The organism is Microlunatus sagamiharensis (genome assembly GCF_900105785.1).
GTDB classification, from domain to species: domain Bacteria; phylum Actinomycetota; class Actinomycetes; order Propionibacteriales; family Propionibacteriaceae; genus Microlunatus; species Microlunatus sagamiharensis.
Genome location: NZ_LT629799.1, coordinates 401,845 through 418,668 on the forward strand (window position 1 = coordinate 401,845; position 16,824 = coordinate 418,668).

Annotated in this window: 19 protein-coding genes and 1 tRNA gene; 7 read left to right on the plus strand and 13 right to left on the minus strand. The window is 75.4% G+C overall.

The window, feature by feature from the left end:
• The first annotated feature begins 79 nt into the window (after nucleotides 1-79).
• The 3 genes from BLU42_RS01780 (at nucleotide 80) to BLU42_RS01790 (ending at nucleotide 2,139) form a co-directional block, all read left to right on the plus strand.
• Nucleotides 80-769: a FadR/GntR family transcriptional regulator gene (locus BLU42_RS01780; RefSeq protein WP_172825729.1), complete on the plus strand. Its 690-nt coding sequence runs from the start codon at nucleotides 80-82 to the stop codon at nucleotides 767-769.
• Between the two features lie 85 nt (nucleotides 770-854).
• Nucleotides 855-1,610, plus strand: coding sequence for an SDR family NAD(P)-dependent oxidoreductase (locus tag BLU42_RS01785; protein WP_091072862.1), 756 nt, complete (start codon nucleotides 855-857; stop codon nucleotides 1,608-1,610).
• A 55-nt stretch (nucleotides 1,611-1,665) separates the two neighbouring features.
• The gene (locus BLU42_RS01790; protein ID WP_091072864.1) at nucleotides 1,666-2,139 is read left to right on the plus strand and encodes a MarR family winged helix-turn-helix transcriptional regulator; all 474 of its coding nucleotides are present in this window, start codon (nucleotides 1,666-1,668) and stop codon (nucleotides 2,137-2,139) included.
• Nucleotides 2,140-2,175: 36 nt separating this feature from the next.
• Here BLU42_RS01790 and BLU42_RS01795 read toward each other — a convergent pair whose 3' ends face one another.
• The 11 genes from BLU42_RS01795 to BLU42_RS01845 all read right to left on the minus strand — a co-directional run bounded on the left by BLU42_RS01795 (nucleotide 2,176) and on the right by BLU42_RS01845 (nucleotide 12,315).
• A complete protein-coding gene (locus BLU42_RS01795; protein ID WP_091072867.1) occupies nucleotides 2,176-2,946 on the minus strand; it encodes a glycosyltransferase in 771 nt (256 codons plus the stop codon).
• Nucleotides 2,943-3,782 (minus strand): PIG-L deacetylase family protein, encoded by an 840-nt coding sequence (locus tag BLU42_RS01800; protein WP_091072869.1) that lies wholly within the window; start codon nucleotides 3,780-3,782, stop codon nucleotides 2,943-2,945. The genes BLU42_RS01795 and BLU42_RS01800 overlap by 4 nt, the downstream gene beginning before the upstream one ends.
• Nucleotides 3,779-4,765, minus strand: coding sequence for a hypothetical protein (locus tag BLU42_RS01805; protein ID WP_091072872.1), 987 nt, complete (start codon nucleotides 4,763-4,765; stop codon nucleotides 3,779-3,781). The genes BLU42_RS01800 and BLU42_RS01805 overlap by 4 nt, the downstream gene beginning before the upstream one ends.
• 59 nt (nucleotides 4,766-4,824) lie before the next feature.
• Nucleotides 4,825-5,778, minus strand: coding sequence for a manganese catalase family protein (locus BLU42_RS01810; protein WP_091072874.1), 954 nt, complete (start codon nucleotides 5,776-5,778; stop codon nucleotides 4,825-4,827).
• 128 nt (nucleotides 5,779-5,906) lie between these two features.
• The gene (locus BLU42_RS01815; RefSeq protein WP_172825730.1) at nucleotides 5,907-6,698 is read right to left on the minus strand and encodes a GAF and ANTAR domain-containing protein; all 792 of its coding nucleotides are present in this window, start codon (nucleotides 6,696-6,698) and stop codon (nucleotides 5,907-5,909) included.
• A gap of 69 nt (nucleotides 6,699-6,767) precedes the next feature.
• Nucleotides 6,768-7,349 carry a class I SAM-dependent methyltransferase gene (locus BLU42_RS01820; protein ID WP_091072878.1) on the minus strand — a complete coding sequence of 194 codons (582 nt, stop codon included), beginning with the start codon at nucleotides 7,347-7,349 and terminating at the stop codon, nucleotides 6,768-6,770.
• 16 nt (nucleotides 7,350-7,365) lie between these two features.
• Nucleotides 7,366-7,884 carry a gamma carbonic anhydrase family protein gene (locus BLU42_RS01825; RefSeq protein WP_091079072.1) on the minus strand — a complete coding sequence of 173 codons (519 nt, stop codon included), beginning with the start codon at nucleotides 7,882-7,884 and terminating at the stop codon, nucleotides 7,366-7,368.
• A gap of 49 nt (nucleotides 7,885-7,933) precedes the next feature.
• The gene (gene selB, locus BLU42_RS01830; RefSeq protein WP_091072880.1) at nucleotides 7,934-9,721 is read right to left on the minus strand and encodes a selenocysteine-specific translation elongation factor; all 1,788 of its coding nucleotides are present in this window, start codon (nucleotides 9,719-9,721) and stop codon (nucleotides 7,934-7,936) included.
• A gap of 4 nt (nucleotides 9,722-9,725) precedes the next feature.
• Complete coding sequence (gene selA / locus BLU42_RS01835; protein ID WP_197680578.1) at nucleotides 9,726-11,039, minus strand: L-seryl-tRNA(Sec) selenium transferase; 1,314 nt, start codon at nucleotides 11,037-11,039, stop codon at nucleotides 9,726-9,728.
• 10 nt (nucleotides 11,040-11,049) lie between these two features.
• Nucleotides 11,050-12,138 (minus strand): mechanosensitive ion channel family protein, encoded by a 1,089-nt coding sequence (locus tag BLU42_RS01840; protein WP_091072886.1) that lies wholly within the window; start codon nucleotides 12,136-12,138, stop codon nucleotides 11,050-11,052.
• A gap of 81 nt (nucleotides 12,139-12,219) precedes the next feature.
• Nucleotides 12,220-12,315: transfer RNA gene (locus tag BLU42_RS01845), tRNA-Sec, on the minus strand.
• 83 nt (nucleotides 12,316-12,398) lie between these two features.
• On the opposite strand from BLU42_RS01845, the gene BLU42_RS01850 reads away from it, so the two are divergent.
• From BLU42_RS01850 to BLU42_RS01865, 4 genes are read left to right on the plus strand one after another with little or no spacing between them, the layout of a single operon-like run.
• Nucleotides 12,399-12,647 carry a hypothetical protein gene (locus tag BLU42_RS01850; RefSeq protein WP_091072890.1) on the plus strand — a complete coding sequence of 83 codons (249 nt, stop codon included), beginning with the start codon at nucleotides 12,399-12,401 and terminating at the stop codon, nucleotides 12,645-12,647.
• 60 nt (nucleotides 12,648-12,707) lie between these two features.
• Entirely contained in the window at nucleotides 12,708-13,715 is a 1,008-nt protein-coding gene (gene selD, locus BLU42_RS01855; protein WP_091072892.1) for a selenide, water dikinase SelD, read from the plus strand.
• The gene (locus tag BLU42_RS01860; protein ID WP_197680579.1) at nucleotides 13,712-14,071 is read left to right on the plus strand and encodes an antibiotic biosynthesis monooxygenase family protein; all 360 of its coding nucleotides are present in this window, start codon (nucleotides 13,712-13,714) and stop codon (nucleotides 14,069-14,071) included. Before selD ends, BLU42_RS01860 begins: the two co-directional genes overlap by 4 nt.
• A gap of 16 nt (nucleotides 14,072-14,087) precedes the next feature.
• Nucleotides 14,088-14,723, plus strand: coding sequence for an MSMEG_6728 family protein (locus tag BLU42_RS01865; protein WP_172825731.1), 636 nt, complete (start codon nucleotides 14,088-14,090; stop codon nucleotides 14,721-14,723).
• A 3-nt stretch (nucleotides 14,724-14,726) separates the two neighbouring features.
• Here the strand turns inward: BLU42_RS01865 and BLU42_RS01870 are convergent, their stop codons facing one another.
• A complete protein-coding gene (locus tag BLU42_RS01870; RefSeq protein ID WP_157719719.1) occupies nucleotides 14,727-16,112 on the minus strand; it encodes a HAMP domain-containing sensor histidine kinase in 1,386 nt (461 codons plus the stop codon).
• Complete coding sequence (locus BLU42_RS01875; RefSeq protein WP_091072896.1) at nucleotides 16,109-16,789, minus strand: response regulator transcription factor; 681 nt, start codon at nucleotides 16,787-16,789, stop codon at nucleotides 16,109-16,111. Before BLU42_RS01875 ends, BLU42_RS01870 begins: the two co-directional genes overlap by 4 nt.
• Nucleotides 16,790-16,824: the final 35 nt, after the last annotated feature.

Below are 16,824 nucleotides of genomic sequence, written 5' to 3' on the forward strand. Positions count from 1 at the left end.
AGGTGTGGTCTCAATACCTTTGGACGACGCGTCTCGTGACGGTCTTGTGACGGCTGCCGGCGCCCTGAGGCCCGCGAGCGTGACGGAGGACGTCGCCTGCCGCCTGGTGACCGCGATCGCGGTCGGGACCTTCTCGCCCGGCGAGCGGCTGCCGTCGGAGCGCGAGCTGGCCACCCGGCTCGAGGTCAGCCGGGTCACCGTGCGGCAGGCGCTGCAGCGTGTGGGCGAGCTGGGCCTCGTCGTCGCCAAGCGCGGGCGCCACGGCGGGACCTTCGTCACCACGCAGGCGTGGGAGGACGTCGCGCCGGAGGAGGCCCGCCGCACGCTCGAGACCGAGCTGCCCCGGCTGCGCGACCTCTTCGACTACCGCTGCCTGGTCGAGGGCCTGATCGCGCGCACCGCGGCGGAGCGTCGTACGCCGCAGCAGCGGACCGAGCTGACCGAGGCGCTGGCCGCCTTCGCCACCACCGGCACGACCATGGAGCTGGCCCGGGCCTGGGACCGCCGCCTGCACGGGCTGATCTGCGCGGCCGCGGGCAACCCGCACCTGACCGCGCTGAGCGCGCACCTCACCGCCGCGGCGACCCTGGGCTTCGGCGCGGAGCCGTACGAGCCCGAGTTCTTCGCCCAGGCCCTGCACGAGCACGGCGAGCTGGTCGCCGCCGTCGTCGAGGGCGACGCCGAGCGGGCGCAGCGGATCGCGCAGGGCCACTTCGCGCTCACCTACCGCACGATGGAACGTTCGCTGGAGCGCGCAGCGCGGCGCTGATCCTCCTCGACACAGGGCTCTTGTGTTCGTCAGGTACCTGACGAATAATCGTGAGGTACCTGACGAACGAGCAGAGGAGGGCACCATGCCCGCAGAACGCGTCGCCCTGGTCACCGGGGCCAACCAGGGAGTCGGCTTCCAGGTCGCCAAGGAGCTCGCCGCGGCCGGGGTGAGGGTCTACGTCGGCTCCCGCGACCTGGGCCGGGGCGAGGCCGCGGCGGCCGAGATCGGGGAGGGCGCGACCGCCCTCCAGATCGACGTGACCGACCTCGCGTCCATCGCCGCGGCGGCGGGGCGCATCCGTGACGAGCACGGCCGGCTCGACCTGCTCGTGAGCAACGCCGGGATCTCCAACACGCGTGGTGGCACCGAGACCCCGGAGGAGATCGCGGCCACGTCGAGGGCGAGCGTCGCCTCGCTCGACGAGGTCCGCGCCATCTGGGACGTCAACGTCTTCGGCGTGCTCGCCGTCTACCAGGCGATGCTGCCGCTGCTGCGCGAGTCCTCCGACGCCCGGATCGTCAACGTCTCGAGCGGTGTCGGTTCGCTGGGGTCGACGGCGGACCCGTCGTTCCCCTACCGCGCGATGTACGGGCCGGGCTACGCGGCGTCGAAGACCGCGGAGAACGCGATGACCATGGCCATGATGGTCGAGCTCGAGGGCACCGGGATCAAGATCAACCTGGTCTCGCCGGGCTTCACGAGCACCGCGCTGAACAACTACGCCGGCACGGACTCGCTCGAGGACGGGTCGCGCGAGGTCGTCCGGGTGGCCCTGCTCGGGCCGGACGGACCCACGGGCACCTTTACGCGCTGGAAGGGCGAGACCATCCCGTGGTAGCCATGGCGGGTGGCTGACGCACCGTGGCCGACCGACGGCACGCCTGGCGAGACGCATGGCTGACGAGCACGACCAGCACGACTCGGTCGGGGCCTGGGCGAAGAGGTATCACCTCACGTCCCGGGCCCTGGTCGAGGCGGTGCTGCGCGAGCACGACCTGGGCCCGACCCAGTGGTACGTGCTGCACCGCCTCGTGAACGTCGGACCCACCCTGCAGCGCGACCTGAGCCGGCTGCTCCGCGTGGAGCGGGCGACGCTGAGCGGCGTGGTGGCCACGCTGGTGCGCAAGGGCCTGGTCGACCAGCACGCCGACGCCGCCGACCAGCGGCAGCGGCGGCTGAGCGTCACCGACGCCGGCCGAGACCTGTGGTCACAGCTGCCCGACCCGGTGGCGCTGGCCCTGGACGTCTCGTTCGCCGGCGCCGACGAGGCCGACCTCGCGGTGGCCCGCCGGGTGCTCCAGGAGGGCACCGGTCGGCTCGAGGCGTACCTGGCCGCACGGGGCGCGGACGCGGGCGCCGTGGACTAGCAGGGCGCCGGCCGGCGGGCCCGGGCCGGCGACGGGTCAGGACGCCTCGGCGACGCCGCCGTCGGCGGACAGGCGCCGCAGGAGGTCGCCGAGTCCGTGGGCGGCGCGGCCCGGCATCCTCGCCGAGGTCACGACGACCGGCGACAGGGAGCCGACGACCAGACCGCCCGCGGCGCTCACGCGCCCGGCCAGGTGGCGCTCCTCCCCGTGGCCCACCGAGGGGAAGCCTCCCGCCACCTCGAAGGCGGCGGCCGAGACGGCGAGGTTCGCGGCCCACACGTGCTCGTGCCCCTCGGCGGTGAGCCCGGCCCGCAGGATCTCGTCGTACGCCGCCGCCGCGCCCGGGTCGGGGCGCCAGTCGTCGAGCGCGACGAAGCCGGCGACGAGGTCGGCACCGGTGCGCCCCGCCACGTCGAGCAGACCGGTCACCCAGTCGGTCCCGACGACCGTGTCGGCGTCGGTCGAGAGCAACCACGTGCGCTCGGACCCGAACGGGGGAGCGGTGCGCAGGGCGGCCCGGACCAGCGCGGTGCGGACCTCACCGACGGTCGCCGAGGTCTCGTCGTCGAGGACCAGGTGCTCCAGGCCGCTCGCCTCGAGCAGGTGGCGGGCGCGCTCGGCCGTCGCGTCCCGGCACCGGTGCGCCGCGACGGCGACGCGGACCCGCGCGACGCGGCCGGCGTCGACGGCGACCCGCAGCGCGGCCACCACCGAGGTCAGGCAGCGCTCGATCGCCTCCTCCTCGTCGCGGGCCGGGACGGCCACGAGGACGTCGGGCGTCTCGGGCACGAGGGCCGGGTCGGTCACGCGGCTGGGCCCTCGGCGGGCAGCACCAGCAGCTGCTGGTCGTGGTGCGCGAGCATCTCGGGCGGGACGACGGCGCCCCAGCCCTCGGCGAGCGGGGCGGTCTGGCTCTCGAAGCAGTCGACGGCGTCGCGCCAGGCCCGGTCGTCGGCCTCCTCGGCACGGACGCGCACCAGCCGGCCGCCGAGGTCGGTAGCGGGGTCGCCCCAGTAGGTGAGCCATACCCCGAAGTGCCAGACGGGCACCCCGGCGCGAGCCCCGGCCGCGGCGACCGCACGACCCACGGCCTGGTGGTCGGGGTGCGGGTCCAGGGGGTGGGGCGCCAGCAGGACGAGCCGGCCGGCCGGGCCGCCCTGCGCCAGGGTCGCGGCCAGCGTCGTGGCCACGGCGGTGTCCAGCGAGTGCTGCACGTCCTCCAGCCCGCTGTCGGGGAGCCCGTACGTCTCGCCGGGCTCGACGTCGAGGACGGCCAGCGCGGCCGCCCACTCGGCCAGCCGGCGCGCGACCAGCCCGGGCGGCCGGGCTCCGACGTGGTCCACGCAGGCCTCGCCCGCCGTGGCGAGGACGGCTGCCGCGCGCGCTCCGGAGCGGCGCCACGCCGCGAGCAGGCGCCCGGCCCCGATCGTCTCGTCGTCCGGGTGCGCCGAGAAGATCAGCAGCTCCGCTCCCTCCCCGACGAGGTCGCGCAAGGCGGCGACGTCCACCTGCGGGCTCGCGGCGGCGCGGCGTCGCCAGACGTCGACGTGGTGCCCCGACCCGGTCACCACCGTCGCATCGGGACCGGACGGCGCGGCCGGATCGCGCGGAGGGGCGAGGCGCTCGTCCCGGCGCCGCCTCATGCCTCGACCGTGCCGAGGTCGGCCAGCGCGCCGTCGAGGTTGTGCTGGAGCGTGTAGAGCTCGAGGTCGGGGACCGCGTGGGCGACGTCGTCGTCGAGGGCGAGGCCGGTCGGTCCGGTGAGCAGGCGGGCCGACGCCAGGACGCGGTGCACGGCCTGGACCACGACGGTCCGGACCTCCAGGGCCACGGCCGTGGTGTCGGTCGTGGGGTCGTCGAGGAGCCGGGCGCCGGCCCGGACCGCGCCCGCGGCGACGGCCAGGTCGGCTCGCAGACCCCCGAACCGCACCTGCTGGGCCGGGTTCGGGCGCGGGTGGAAGGCCCGCAGGACGTCGACGACCCGGGCGGCCCCGCCGGCCCAGCAGGCGGCCACCCCCGCGCCGCCGGCCCAGAAGCCGGGCCGGGACAGGTAGAAGTCGACCGGTCCACGCTGGGCGGACGCGGGCACGACGAGGCGCTCGACGCGGACCTCGGAGGTGTGGGTGGGCGCCATGGCCGCCGTACGCCAAAAGCTCGTGTCGTGGTCGAGCCCGGTCACGTCGAGGTCGAGCAGCACGTGGTGGTCCTCGTCGAGCCAGACGGGGACCAGGGCCCGGTCGAGCACGCCGCCGCCGGAGGTGAACCGGAGCGTGCCCGAGACCTCGAGCCCGCCGTCGGCGGCCTCGGTCGCCGCGAGCCCGGTCCAGGCCGAGCGGGAGGCCCACACGCCGTACAGGGCGCCGGGCTCGGGCCGCGAACCCGCCTGGTCGAGGATGCGGACCGCGTCGACGTGAGACTCAGCCAGCTTGGCCAGCGCCACGTCGGTGCGGCCGAGCGCGAGCAGCTCCTCGACCAGCGCCGCCCAGGTCAGCCGCGCCCAGGGCCTCCGCCCGACGAGCCCGGCGAGCACGGCCCGCTGGTCGGCGCCCGGGTGGTGGCGGTCGTACGCCTCGGGCAGCGGGAGGGCCGGCGGGAGCGGTTCCAGAGTCGTCAGCGGCCCGGTCACGCACGCCATCATGGCGTGCGTGCCGGGCCGTCGGCGGGGGGTCGCTCCGGGCGGTTCGCTCAGGCGGTGGTGGTGTCCGTCTTCTCGATCGACTGGATCTCGACCTCGGCGGTGGCCTGGATCAGCGCCAGCAGCTCCGGGTCGAGACCCGGGGAGAACTCCTCGCGCCGCTCCGGCGCGATGGTGATCGGCATCCCGCCCTCGGGGATCGTCTGCGTGCTCAGCTCGGTCCCGTCGTTGCTCGGCGACGCGCCGCGGTAGAGCTTGGCGGCCTGGTTCGCGTCGTCGATGTCGAAGGTGTACTGGACGCTCTGCAGGCCCTGGTCGACGAGCTTCTTGACCTCGGGGAACTGCTCGGCGTTCGTCTTCGGGATCGGCAGGGTCTTGCCCCAGTCGACGCCCAGCGACTCGAGCGCCTTGGCGTAGGCGTTCTCGTGGGCCTGGTCGCGCACGATCAGGTACGCGATCGTCGAGCGGGCCGTCTTGTTGTCGGTCATCTGGTAGATGCGGCACTTCTGCAGCCGGCCGGTGCTCTCGAGCATGAGGTTGTAGAGCAGGTCGAGGATCAGGTTGCCGGAGTTGTAGACGTACGAGCCGCTCCACGGGTTGCCCGCCGAGTCCTTGGGCAGCGCACCCTGCGCGCCGACCAGGAAGTGGTGGATGTTGCCCGTGTCCTTAGCGATGCTCAGCGGCGTCGCCCCCTTCTTGCCGGGCTCGTCGACCGGGTCGGTGGGCTTGCCGTGGTAGCCGGGCGCCCCGTCGAGGAGGCGGGCGATGGTCGTGCCGATCAGCTCGACGTGGCTGATCTCCTCGGTCCCGACGGCCTGGATGAGGTCCTTGTACGGCTTCGACGCCGGGTCGCCCCGGAAGTTCATCGACTGGAAGAGGTACTGCATCATCGTGCGCATCTCGCCGAACTGACCGCCCAGGCCCTCCTGCAGGGCGTTGGCGGCGGCGGGGTCCGGCTCGTCGACGGCGATCTCGTTGATCAGCTGCTGGCGGTGCAGGTACATGGCTGCTCCTTCGTGCTGAGCACAGGTGTGCTCGAGGAGCGGCTGGGTCGCTGCTGAACCGCTGCTGCGACCGTAACCCCGCGCGTGCCCGCGTGTCGGGGCGCCGGTGGGCGGTCTCCTCGGCCGGGTCAGCGGCCGCCAGCCGGCCCCTGCCCGCGGCGGCTGAAGGGCGCCTGCACGGTGGAGCCGACCTGGCTGTCCGTCGCGCCGTCGGAGGACGCGCCGTCGCCGGAGGGTTCGAGGAGCCGGGCGGCCAGGTCGCGCAGCTTGACGTTGGTGTTCTGCGACTCCCGCCGCAGCGCGTCGAAGGCGACCTCCGCGCCGAGCCCCGTCCGCCCCATCAGCACGCCCGTCGCGAGGTCGATGGTGCGGCGGCGGTCCATCGCCTCGATGCGGTCCTCGAGCTCGTGGGAGGTGCTCACGAGCGCGCTGGCCAGCCCGAGCCCGCCCGACATGGCCAGGGCGACGTCGCGGGCGATCTCGCGCTGCTCGACGGTCAGCCCGTCCACCTTAGCGGCGTAGACCTTGAGCACGCCGAGCACCCGGTCGTCGGTGTCCAGGACGGGGACCGAGACGCACGAGTGGGCGCCGAGGCCGGCCGCGGCCGGGCCGTAGTCGCCCCAGCGGTCGTCGTGGGCCAGGTCCGGGACGTACTGCCCGCCCTCGCCCCGCAGCGCCTGCAGGCAGGGGCCGACGCCGATCGAGTACTGGACGACGTCGATCTCGGCCGCCTTCGCCGTGCTCGCCCCGGTGGTGACCGGTTCCCCGCCCTCGACCGAGGTCGTGAGGGCGACGCCCACCACGTCACCGAGCCGCTCGTGCGCCCGCTCGGCCACGTCGGTCAGGTAGTCCTCCACGAGGACCAGCACCTCGGAGGAGGGGACTCCCCACTGCTCACCTGCGCCTGTCTTCCCTGCCACGCGCACAGTCATACCTCACACGTGCCCGAGAACGGGAACGGTCCCGGATGAGATCCCGGACGCACCGCGTCAGGCGCCGCCGCGGGTGAGCGTGTCGAGCAGGAAGCCGTCGTCGTCGTGGTGGATCCGGTGCACCCAGCCGCGCTCGGCGAGGCGCGAGACGACCTCGAGCTGGCCGGCGGGCCCGCTCAGCCAGGCGTCGTCGGGAGAGCCGTCCCAGTGCACGGCGACGAGCTCGCAGGTCCGCGCCGCAAGGGCGTCGACGAGCTCGAGGGTGGCGGCGCGGGTGGCGTCGTCGAGGTAGTAGAAGACCTCGCTGAGCACGACCAGGTCGGGCCGGAGGTCGTCGGCGGGCGGTTCCGGGAGCGCTCGGTGCTCCACGGTCACCGCCAGGCCGGCGCACCGCTCCGCGGCGATCCGGGCGGCCTCGGCGGAGCCGTCGCTGGCCACGACCCGCCCGCAGCGGGCCGCGAGGTCGGCGGTCAGGTGGCCGGTCCCGCAGGCCGGGTCCCAGGCGGTCGTGTAGCGGTCGCGGCGCAGGCACGCGAGCACGACGGCCCGCTTGCGCCGCTCGTACGCGCTGGTGCCGACCTCCCACGGGTCGGGGTTCGCCCGGTAGACCGCGTCGAAGTCCGGTGGTCCCGCTCGCATCGTCCGTCCGCTCCCGTCAGCGCGCCGCGGCGCGGTGGCCCTTGGCGAGCCGTTCGTACGCCTCGGCGTTGGCCACGACGTGGGCCTGCTCGGCGTCGGTGAGGCTCCGGCGTACGCGGCCCGGCACCCCCGCGACCAGGGAGCGCGGCGGCACGACGGTCCCCTCGAGCACGACCGCGCCGGCCGCGACGAGCGACCCGCGGCCGATGATCGCGCCGTTGAGCACGGTGGCGTTCATGCCGATCAGGCAGTCGTCCTCGACCGTGCAGCCGTGCACCACCGCGGCGTGGCCGACGCTCACCCCGCGCCCGATCAGCGCCGGGAAGCCCTCGTCGGTGTGCACGACGACGTTGTCCTGGAGGTTGGTGCCGCGGCCCACGACGATCTCGGCCATGTCCCCGCGCACCACCGCGCCGTAGAAGACGCTCGACCGGGCGTGGAGCCGCACCTGCCCCACGACGGTGGCGTTGGGGGCGAGCCAGGTGGTGGCGTCGAGCACCGGCTCGTGGTCGGCGTACGGGAGCACGAGCGGCACGGTGTTCACCCTAGTGGCACCGGTGTGTCGACCCCCTGTTGGTTCGACGTCAGCGGCCCTTCACCCGTCGGTGGCCGGCGTCCTGGCGCACGGTCCAACCGCGGCGGTCGAGGTGCTCGAGCAGCGGGATCGCGACGCGGCGGGTGGTGGCGAGGGCGAGGCGGGCCTCGCTGGTGGTGAAGGGCTGGGGCAGCGCGGCGAGCACCCGCATCGCCCGGGCCGGCCCGTCGGGGAGCAGCACCATGTCCGGGGCCAGCCGGACCACGCGCCCGACGCGCTCCGCCGCGGCCAGCTCGGCGACGCCGAGGCCCCAGGCCTCGAGCTCGGGCCGCTCGGGCGCCGCGAAGGGCGCGGCGGCCAGGTGCGCCTCGAGCCGGGCCATCCCGGCCTCGGCCGGGCCGAGGTCGCGGTCGGCGCCCGGACGTCCGACCCGGCCCTCGGCGTACGCGAGCCCGGCCGCCTCGGCGAGCGGGGCCAGCAGGGACCGGTCGGGCAGGCCGAGGTGGCGCCGGGCCGCGTCGGCGGTGAGGCGCGGGTCGAGCGGGGTGCGGGCGGCCTGCGCGTCGACGGCCGTGGCGAGGTCGGCGGCCCAGCGCTCCCAGGTCGGCGGGTCGACGAGCCAGTCGCCGACGGTGCGGACCCGGCTCGGGTCGGTCGTCGGCACGCCCTCGGTCGCGAGGTCGGCGGCGCGGACGGCACCGGCCCGGCGGACCCGGTCGGCCAGCACGGCGGCGTGGTCGTCGGCGTGCGCGAGGTCGCGGGCCCGGGCGGCGGCCGCGCCCCGGCGCGAGAGCGCCGGCGGGGCGGTGTCGAGGACGACGGCTCCGGCGGCGACGGCGTGCCGTCCGGGGTCGCGCAGCACGAGCCGGTCGCCGGGCTCGACGGCCAGCGGGTGGTGGAGGGTCAGGCGGACCATCTCGCCGTCCAGCGGGCGGAGCCGGACGGGGACCGCGGCGGTGCCGAGGTGGGCGACGAGCTCGGCGGGCAGGTCGGTGGCGCCGGCGTCGGGGTCGTGCGGGCGGACGCGGACGTCGAGCAGGTCCGTGGTCGACCAGGCGCCCGGGCTCAGCAGCGCGTCGCCGCGGCCGACCTGGTCGACGTCGACACCGCGCAGGTTCACGGCGACGCGGGCCACGGCGGGCACCGCGGTGGCATCCGAGCCGAGGCTCTGCAGGCCACGCACGCTGACCGTCCGGCCACCCAGCGCAAGGGTGTCGCCGACGCGCAGGGTGCCGCCGCCGAGGGTGCCGGTGACGACGGTGCCCGCCCCGCGGATGGTGAAGGCACGGTCGACCCAGAGCCGTACGCGGCCGTCGGTGCGGGGCGTGGGCAGGGTGGCGACGAGGTCGAGCAGGGCCTGGCGCAGGCGGGGGAGGCCGGCGCCGGTCGCGCCCGAGACGGCGACCGCGGGCACGTCGCCGAGGCTGGAGCGGGCGATCCGCGCCCGGGCCTCGGCGGTCGCGGCCGCGGGATCGGCGAGGTCGCTGCGGGTGACGACGAGCAGGCCGGTCGTGAGGCCGAGCGCGTCGACCGCCGCCAGGTGCTCCTCGGACTGGCGCCGCCAGCCCTCGTCGGCCGCCACGACGAACATCACCGCGGGCGCAGGGCCGAGCCCGGCGAGCATCGAGGCGATGAACCGTTCGTGCCCGGGCACGTCGACGAAGGCCAGATCGGTTGACGCCGCGCCCTCGCTGACGCGCGTCCAGGCGTAGCCGAGGTCGATGGTCATGCCGCGCCGCTTCTCCTCGGCGAAGCGGTCGGGCTCCATGCCCGTCAGGGCGCGGACCAGGGTCGACTTGCCGTGGTCGACGTGGCCGGCGGTGGCGACGACGTGCACGAGCTCAGCCCCGCGCGGGGTCGAGGTGGACGGCCCGGACGGCGTCGGCGACGTAGGCGTCGTCGGCCGGGTCCACGCAGCGCAGGTCGACCAGGCAGCGGCCGCGCTCGACGCGGGCGACGACGGCGGGCTCGCCGGTGCGGAGGGCGGCGGCGTACGCGGTGGGCAGCGCGACGGCCCAGCCGGGGAGCTCGAGCCCGGGCGCTCCGCCGCCGCCGACGGCACCGGCGCTGGGCACGACCTCGGCGTCGACCGCGCCGGCGAGGTCGGCGGCGAGCGCGTCGCAGCGGTCGCGGAGCGCGCCGGGGTCGGCGTGCAGGCCCGACCAGGTCGGCGTCCGCGGTCCGCGCAGCGTGGCCTCGAGGGCGGCGAGGGTGAGCTTGTCGACGCGCAGCGCGCGGGCGAGCGGGTGGCGGCGCAGGCGCTCGACGACCGCCGTACGCCCGAGGAGCAGGCCGGCCTGCGGTCCGCCGAGGAGCTTGTCGCCGCTGCCGGTCACCAGGTCGGCCCCGGCGCGCAGCGCGGTGTCGGCGTCGGGCTCGTCGGGGAGCAGCGGGTCGGGGACCAGGAGGCCGCTGCCGAGGTCGGCGACGACGGGGACGCCGAGGCCCGCCAGGGCGGCCACGTCGACCGAGGACGTGAAGCCGTCGACGCGGAAGTTGCTGGGGTGCACCTTGAGGATGCAGCCGGTCTCCGGGCCGACCGCGTCGGCGTAGTCGGCGAGGTGCGTGCGGTTCGTCGTGCCGACCTCGCGCAGCCGCGCGCCGGTGGACTCGATGAGGTCGGTCAGGCGGAAGCCGTCGCCGATCTCCACGAGCTCCCCGCGGCTGATCACGACCTCGCGGCCGGCCGCCAGCGCGGTGGTGGCGAGGACGAGCGCCGCGGCGCCGTTGTTGACCACGTGCACCGCCTCGGCGGCCGGGACGGCGTCGGTGAGGGCGGCGAGCGTCCCGCGGCCGCGGCGGGCCCGAGTCCCGTCGGCGAGGTCGAACTCGACGTCGGTGTACCCCGCCGCGGCGACCAGCGCCTCGACGGCGGCGGGGGACAGGGGTGCGCGGCCGAGGTTGGTGTGCAGGACCACGCCGGTCGCGTTGACGACGGTTCGGGTGCTGGAGGCGGCGGCGGGGAGGGCCTCGACGGCCGCGTCGGCGACGGCCTCGGGTGCGAGCTCGCCCGCCCGGGCCCGCTGCTGCGCGGCGACGACGGCGGCCTTGACCAGGTCGGCGCCGAGCCGGTCGGCGGCGGCCCGCAGCCGGGGGTCCGCGAGCAACCGGTCGGTGCGCGGGACCAGGCGCCGGGGGTCTGCCGTGGTGCTCACGGCCCCGATCCTAGGAAGGCGTGACCAACGAGGCCGGTGGCTCGACCTCGGCCCGGGGCGCCGGGGCCACGAGCTCGACGCGCTGACGGGGCAGCCCGCCGGCCTCGGCGTGGTCGCGCGCCCAGGCGACCAGGCCCTCGCGGACCCGGCAGCGCAGGTCGAAGAGCGTCGAGGCGTCGGTGGCGCTGACCAGCACGCGCACGCGGACGAAGCCGCCGGTCGCGTCGGTGACGGCCAGCGAGCTGCTGCGGCCGTCCCACAGCGCGGTGGTCGCCAGGATCTCGTCGAGCCGCGTCCGCAGGCCGTCCACGTCGACGCGCCAGTCGAGGTCGAGCTCGACCGCCCCGACGAGCTCGGAGGTGCGCCGGGTCCAGTTCTCGTACGGCTCCTTGGTGAAGTAGCCCGAGGGCAGCACCAGGCGCCGGTCGTCCCACAGGTGCACGACGACGTAGCTGAGGGTCAGCTCCTCGATCCGGCCCCACTGCTGGTCGACGACCACGACGTCGTCGATGCGGATGGCGTCGGAGAAGGCGAGCTGGATCCCGGCGAAGACGTTGGCCAGCGTCGACTGCGCCGCGACGGCGCCGACGACGCTCAGGAGGCCGGCCGACGCCAGCAGGCTGGCGCCCACCGCACGGACGCCGGGAAAGCTCAGCAGCGCCGCCCCCAGGGCGATGAGGACGACGAGCGCGACGGTGAGCCGCCGGATGACGAGGACCTGCGTCCGCAGCCGTCGCGCGTTGCGGTTGTCCGAGACGTCGGTGCGGTAGCGCTGCAGCCCGAGGTCCTCGAAGTAGAGCAGCAGCGCCCCGACGAACCACGCCACGGCGCCGATCGAGGCGAGGCGCAGGACGAGCTCGACGCCCTCCCAGATGTTCGGCGGGACCTGCTGCGGGCGCGAGGTGCGGACCACGACCGCGATCACGAGGACGACGGCCAGGAGCCGGAAGGCGGTCGCGGTCGAGCGCGACAGGAAGCCGACGAGCGGCCAGCGGCGGGCGAGGAGGGTCGCGACGACGTGGACGACCACGACGCCCACGAGGGTGACGAGCAGGGCGAGGAGCAGGGTCAGGGCGAAGTCGGTGAACGTGACGGCCATGGCCCACAGGGTCCTCGCCCCGGCGCGGCCACGGAAGGGCGAGCCCGGGTGCGGGTCGAACCACAGTCGAGGCAGGGCTGGTGGCGGAGGCGGACGGGAATCGAACCCGCCAAGCCGAGCTGCTCGGCTTCACCGGTTTTGAAGACCGGGAGGGCCACCAGGCACCTGTACGCCTCCACGGCCGAGCGTAGCCGTCGCCGGACCTTGCCCGGCGCGAGCGGGCGGGGCGACACTGACCCCACCGACCACGAGGAGGCGGCATGGGCGTGGTCGTCCGGCGTCGGGCGCTGCTGGTCGTGGGGGTCCTGCTCGTCCTGGGCTGCCTCGTGCCCCTCCTGCGGGCGAACGCCGCGGCCCGGGAGCGGGCCTGGTCGGAGCGGTGCACGCAGCGGGGCGGCGCGGTCTGGAGCGAACCCGCCGACACCACGAACCCGCTCGTGGTCCACACCGGTCACCCCCTCCTCAGCTGCGTGAGCGCCGACGGGGTGGTGGTGTCGGTCCGCGACTGACTACGCCCGAGCCGCCGAGCGACGCCGGGACCGCGTACGCCGCCTGGCTACGTTGGGTGGGTGAGCACGACCGCGCAGACGACGACCGAGCCCGTACGGCTGACCCAGTACGCCCACGGCGGCGGCTGCGCCTGCAAGATCCCGCCGGGCGAGCTGGAGGCAGTGGTCGCCGGCCTCACCCCGTGGTCGGACGCCAACCTGCTCGTCGGCCTCGAGACCGGCGACGACGCCGCCGTCGTGCGGATCGAGGGCGACCGCGCGATCGTCGCCACGACCGACTTCTTCACCCCGGTGGTCGACGACGCGTACGACTTCGGCCGCATCGCCGCCGCGAACGCGCTGTCCGACGTCTACGCGATGGGGGCCACGCCGCTCGTCGCGCTGAACCTGGTCGGCTGGCCGCGCGACGTGCTGCCGCTCGAGCTGCTCGCCGAGGTCCTGCGCGGCGGGCTCGACGTCGCCCGCGAGGCCCAGGTGCACGTCGCGGGCGGGCAGAGCATCGACGACCCCGAGCCCAAGTACGGCATGGCCGTCACCGGGACCGCCGACCCGGCGAAGCTGCTGCGCAACGACGCCGCCGAGCCGGGCCTGCCGGTGAGCCTGACCAAGCCGCTGGGCGTCGGGGTGCTGAACAACCGGCACAAGGCGACCGGCGAGGTGTTCCGGCAGGCGATCGACTCGATGGTCCGGCTCAACGCCGACGCCTCGCGGGCGGCCCTGGCCGCCGGGGTGCGGGCGGCGACCGACGTGACCGGCTTCGGGCTGCTGGGCCACGGCTTCAAGATGGCCCGCGCCTCCGGCGTGACGATGGTCGTCGACCACACGAAGGTCCCCTACCTCGACGGAGCGCGCGAGGCGCTGCGCGACGGCTACGTCAGCGGCGGGACGCGACGCAACCTCGACTGGGTGCGGCCGCACCTGTCGGCCGACGGGGTCGACGAGGACGAGCTGCTGCTCCTCGCCGACGCGCAGACCAGCGGCGGCCTGCTCGTCGTCGGCGAGGTCCCCGGGGCTCCGGTGGTCGGGGAGACCGTGGCCGCGGGCGAGCATGGGATCGTGGTCCGGTGATCAGGAACGTCGTCCTCGGCCGCATCGACCCGAACGCCACCGAGGAGGTCCGCTTCGGTCTCGACGCCGGGCTCCTCGGCCTCGCCGGCATGCGGCCCGCGGGCCTCGTCGGCCCGATGCGCATCGGCTTCGACGCCGGCCTGCGCGAGGGCGGCTGGAGCTTCGCCATCACCAACGACTGGGTGGACGCGGCCGCGTACCAGGCCTACGACACCGACCGCGAGCACGGTGAGTTCCGGGCGCTGATCGGCGCCGCGTGCTCGGAGCTCGCGCGGGTGCAGTTCGAGACGCCCGACGTCCCGCCGGACGACCACGACCCCGCCCTGCCCACCGACCCCGAGCCGCTCGGTCTCTGAGCCCCTCGACCCGTCCGTGCAGACCTTCCTCCCGTACCCCTCCTTCGAGGAGTCGGCCCGCGTCCTCGACCTCAAGCGCCTCGGCAAGCAGCGCGTCGAGGTCATCCAGATCGTCCGGGCGCTCACGGTCCCCGGCTACGCCTGGAAGAGCCACCCCGCGGTCCTCATGTGGCAGGGCTACGAGGAGGCGCTCGGGCGCTACGGGCTGGTGATGTGCGACGCGTGGACCGAGCGCGGCTTCGACGACACCTGCGCCGGCACGATCGTCGACGACCTGGCGGCGTACGGGGTCACCGAGATCCGGACCGAGGAGGCGCTGCGCGAGGCGGGTTCGTTGCCGCCGTGGACCGACGACGACGCGGTCCTGGAGAGCCACCGCTCGGCGCTGGTCCGCAAGGACCCGGAGCGCTACGGACCGCTGTTCCCTGACGCGCCCGCCGACCTGCCGTACGTCTGGCCGGTCCGCTCGCCCGCGGTCGTCGAGGCCGAGCAGCGCAAGGCCGAGAACGCGGTCAGGCGCGAGCAGCGCCGCCGCGAGAAGCTCGCGCTCGAGATCGTGAAGAAGCAGCGCGCCCGCAGCGCCGCCGCCAAGCGCGGCGCGAAGACCAAGGCCGCGAACCGCAAGGCCGCGGAGCAGCAGGGCGGGTTCTGAGCCTCAGGTCGGCAGGCTCAACCGGAACCTCGCCCCGCGCTCGGACGGGAGGAGGCTCAGCGAACCGCCGTGCGTCTCGGCGATGCCGCGGGCGATGGACAGGCCCAGACCCGAACCCCCACCCGTGCGCGAGGCGTCGAGGCGTACGAGGCGCTCGAACACCCGCTCCGCGTCGGCGGCGGAGATGCCCGGACCGTCGTCGGCGACGTCGACCGAGGCGCCCTCCGGCGTCCGCGCGAGGGTAAGGGTGACGTGCCCCTGGTGCCGGGTGGCGTTCAGGGCGTTGTCGACGAGGTTCGTCAGGACCTGGGTGAGCCGGTCGGGGTCGGCGGTGACGGTGCCCGCGTCGCCGACGACCTCGAGCCGGGCGTCGGGGTTCGCGAGCCGGGCGACCTCGACCACCCCGGACGCCACCCGACGCAGCTCGACGGGCGCGCGGTGCAGCTCGAGGCCCGAGTCGATCCGGGCCATGGTCAGCAGGTCGTCGGCCAGGCGGCTGGCCCGCCGCGCCTCCCGGATGACCGTGACGCTCAGCTCCTCGCGCTGCTGCCGGTCCTCACCACCGCGCAGGAGCCGTTCGGCGGCGGCCTGGACGCCGGCGAGCGGCGTCCGCAGCTCGTGGGCGGCGTCGGAGAGGAAGGCCCGCAGCCGCTGCTCGGCCCGCCGCGACTGCCGCTCGGCGCCCTCGACCTCGTCGAGCATCGCGTCGAAGGCCGACGCGGCCTGCCCGAGCTCGGTCTCGGGCCGGTCGGGCCGCAGGCGCGCGCCGCGGTCGCCGGCGGTGATCGCCCGGGCGGTCGCCGTGACCTGGTCGAGCGGGCGGAGGGCGCGGTTGACCACGGGACGCAGGGCCAGGGCGGCGAGGACCAGGAGCACCAGCCCGCCGACCGCGAGCGTGGTCCGGACCTGCTCCAGCGTGCGGGCGACGTCGCCGGAGTCGGCGAGCAGGACGAGCGTGCTGCCGTCAGCCAGCTGCTCGGTGACCGACAGGATCTGGCCCTGCTCGGTGACGGGGCCCTTCGGCCCGTTCGCGGGCGCCGGAGGTGGGGGACCGGGCGCCGCCGTCGCGCTGCCGCTCGGCGCGAGGGGCCCCTTGCCCAGTTGCTGCCCGGAGCTCGTCGTCAGCCGCACCGAGACCCCGTCGCCCTCCAGCCGGTCGACCAGGGTGGAGTCGTCGACCTGCCCGACCAGGAGGGTCGCGTAGCTCGCCCGGTCCTGCAGCCGCTGGCGCAGCTCGCCCTCCAGCCGGGCGTTGAGGGCGACGTCCGTCGTCACCGCGAGCACCACGAGCATCGCGGCGAGGAAGACCAGCACGGTGCCCGTGACGCGGTTGCGCAGTGACCGTGTACGCAGCCCCGCGCCCGGGGCCGGGGGAGCGGCGGGGCTCACCGGGGTGCCCGCAGGACGTAGCCGAGGCCGCGCGCGGTGTGGATGAGCCGCGGCCCGTGCGCCTCGATCTTGCGGCGCAGGGCGCTGATGTGGACCTGCACGAGGTTGTCGGCGTAGTCGTCGTAGCCCCACACCTGCGTGAGGATCTGCAGGGTCGACATGACGCGGTCGCGGTTCTCGGCCAGGAACACCAGCAGCCGCAGCTCGGTCGCGGTCAGGTCGATCTCGACCCCGCCGCGGGTCACCCGCGCGGCTCCGGGGTCGACGAGCAGGTCGTCGACCTGGATGGTCTCCACGGTGACGCCGGCGCGGCGCAGCACGGCGCGCGTCCGGGCCAGGAGCTCGGAGGTGGCGAACGGCTTGACGACGTAGTCGTCGGCGCCGGCGTCGAAGCCCTTGAGCCGGTCCTCCACCTCGTCGCGCGCGGTCACCATGATCACCGAGGCGGCCGTGCGGGAGCGGATGACGCGGCTCAGCGCGGGACCGTCGCGGCCGGGCAGCATCCAGTCCAGGACGACCAGGTCGGGCCGGAAGCGGTCCAGCTCGCCCTCGAGCTCGCGGCCGTCGGGCAGCCCGCGCACCTCGTAGCCGGCGTCGGCGAGCGAACCGACGAGCGAGTGGAGGATGGTCTCGTCGTCCTCGACGACGAGCACGCGGGCCCCGGCTTTCGATGTCACGCAGGACAGTCTGGCGTCCTGGTGCTGAAGAACGC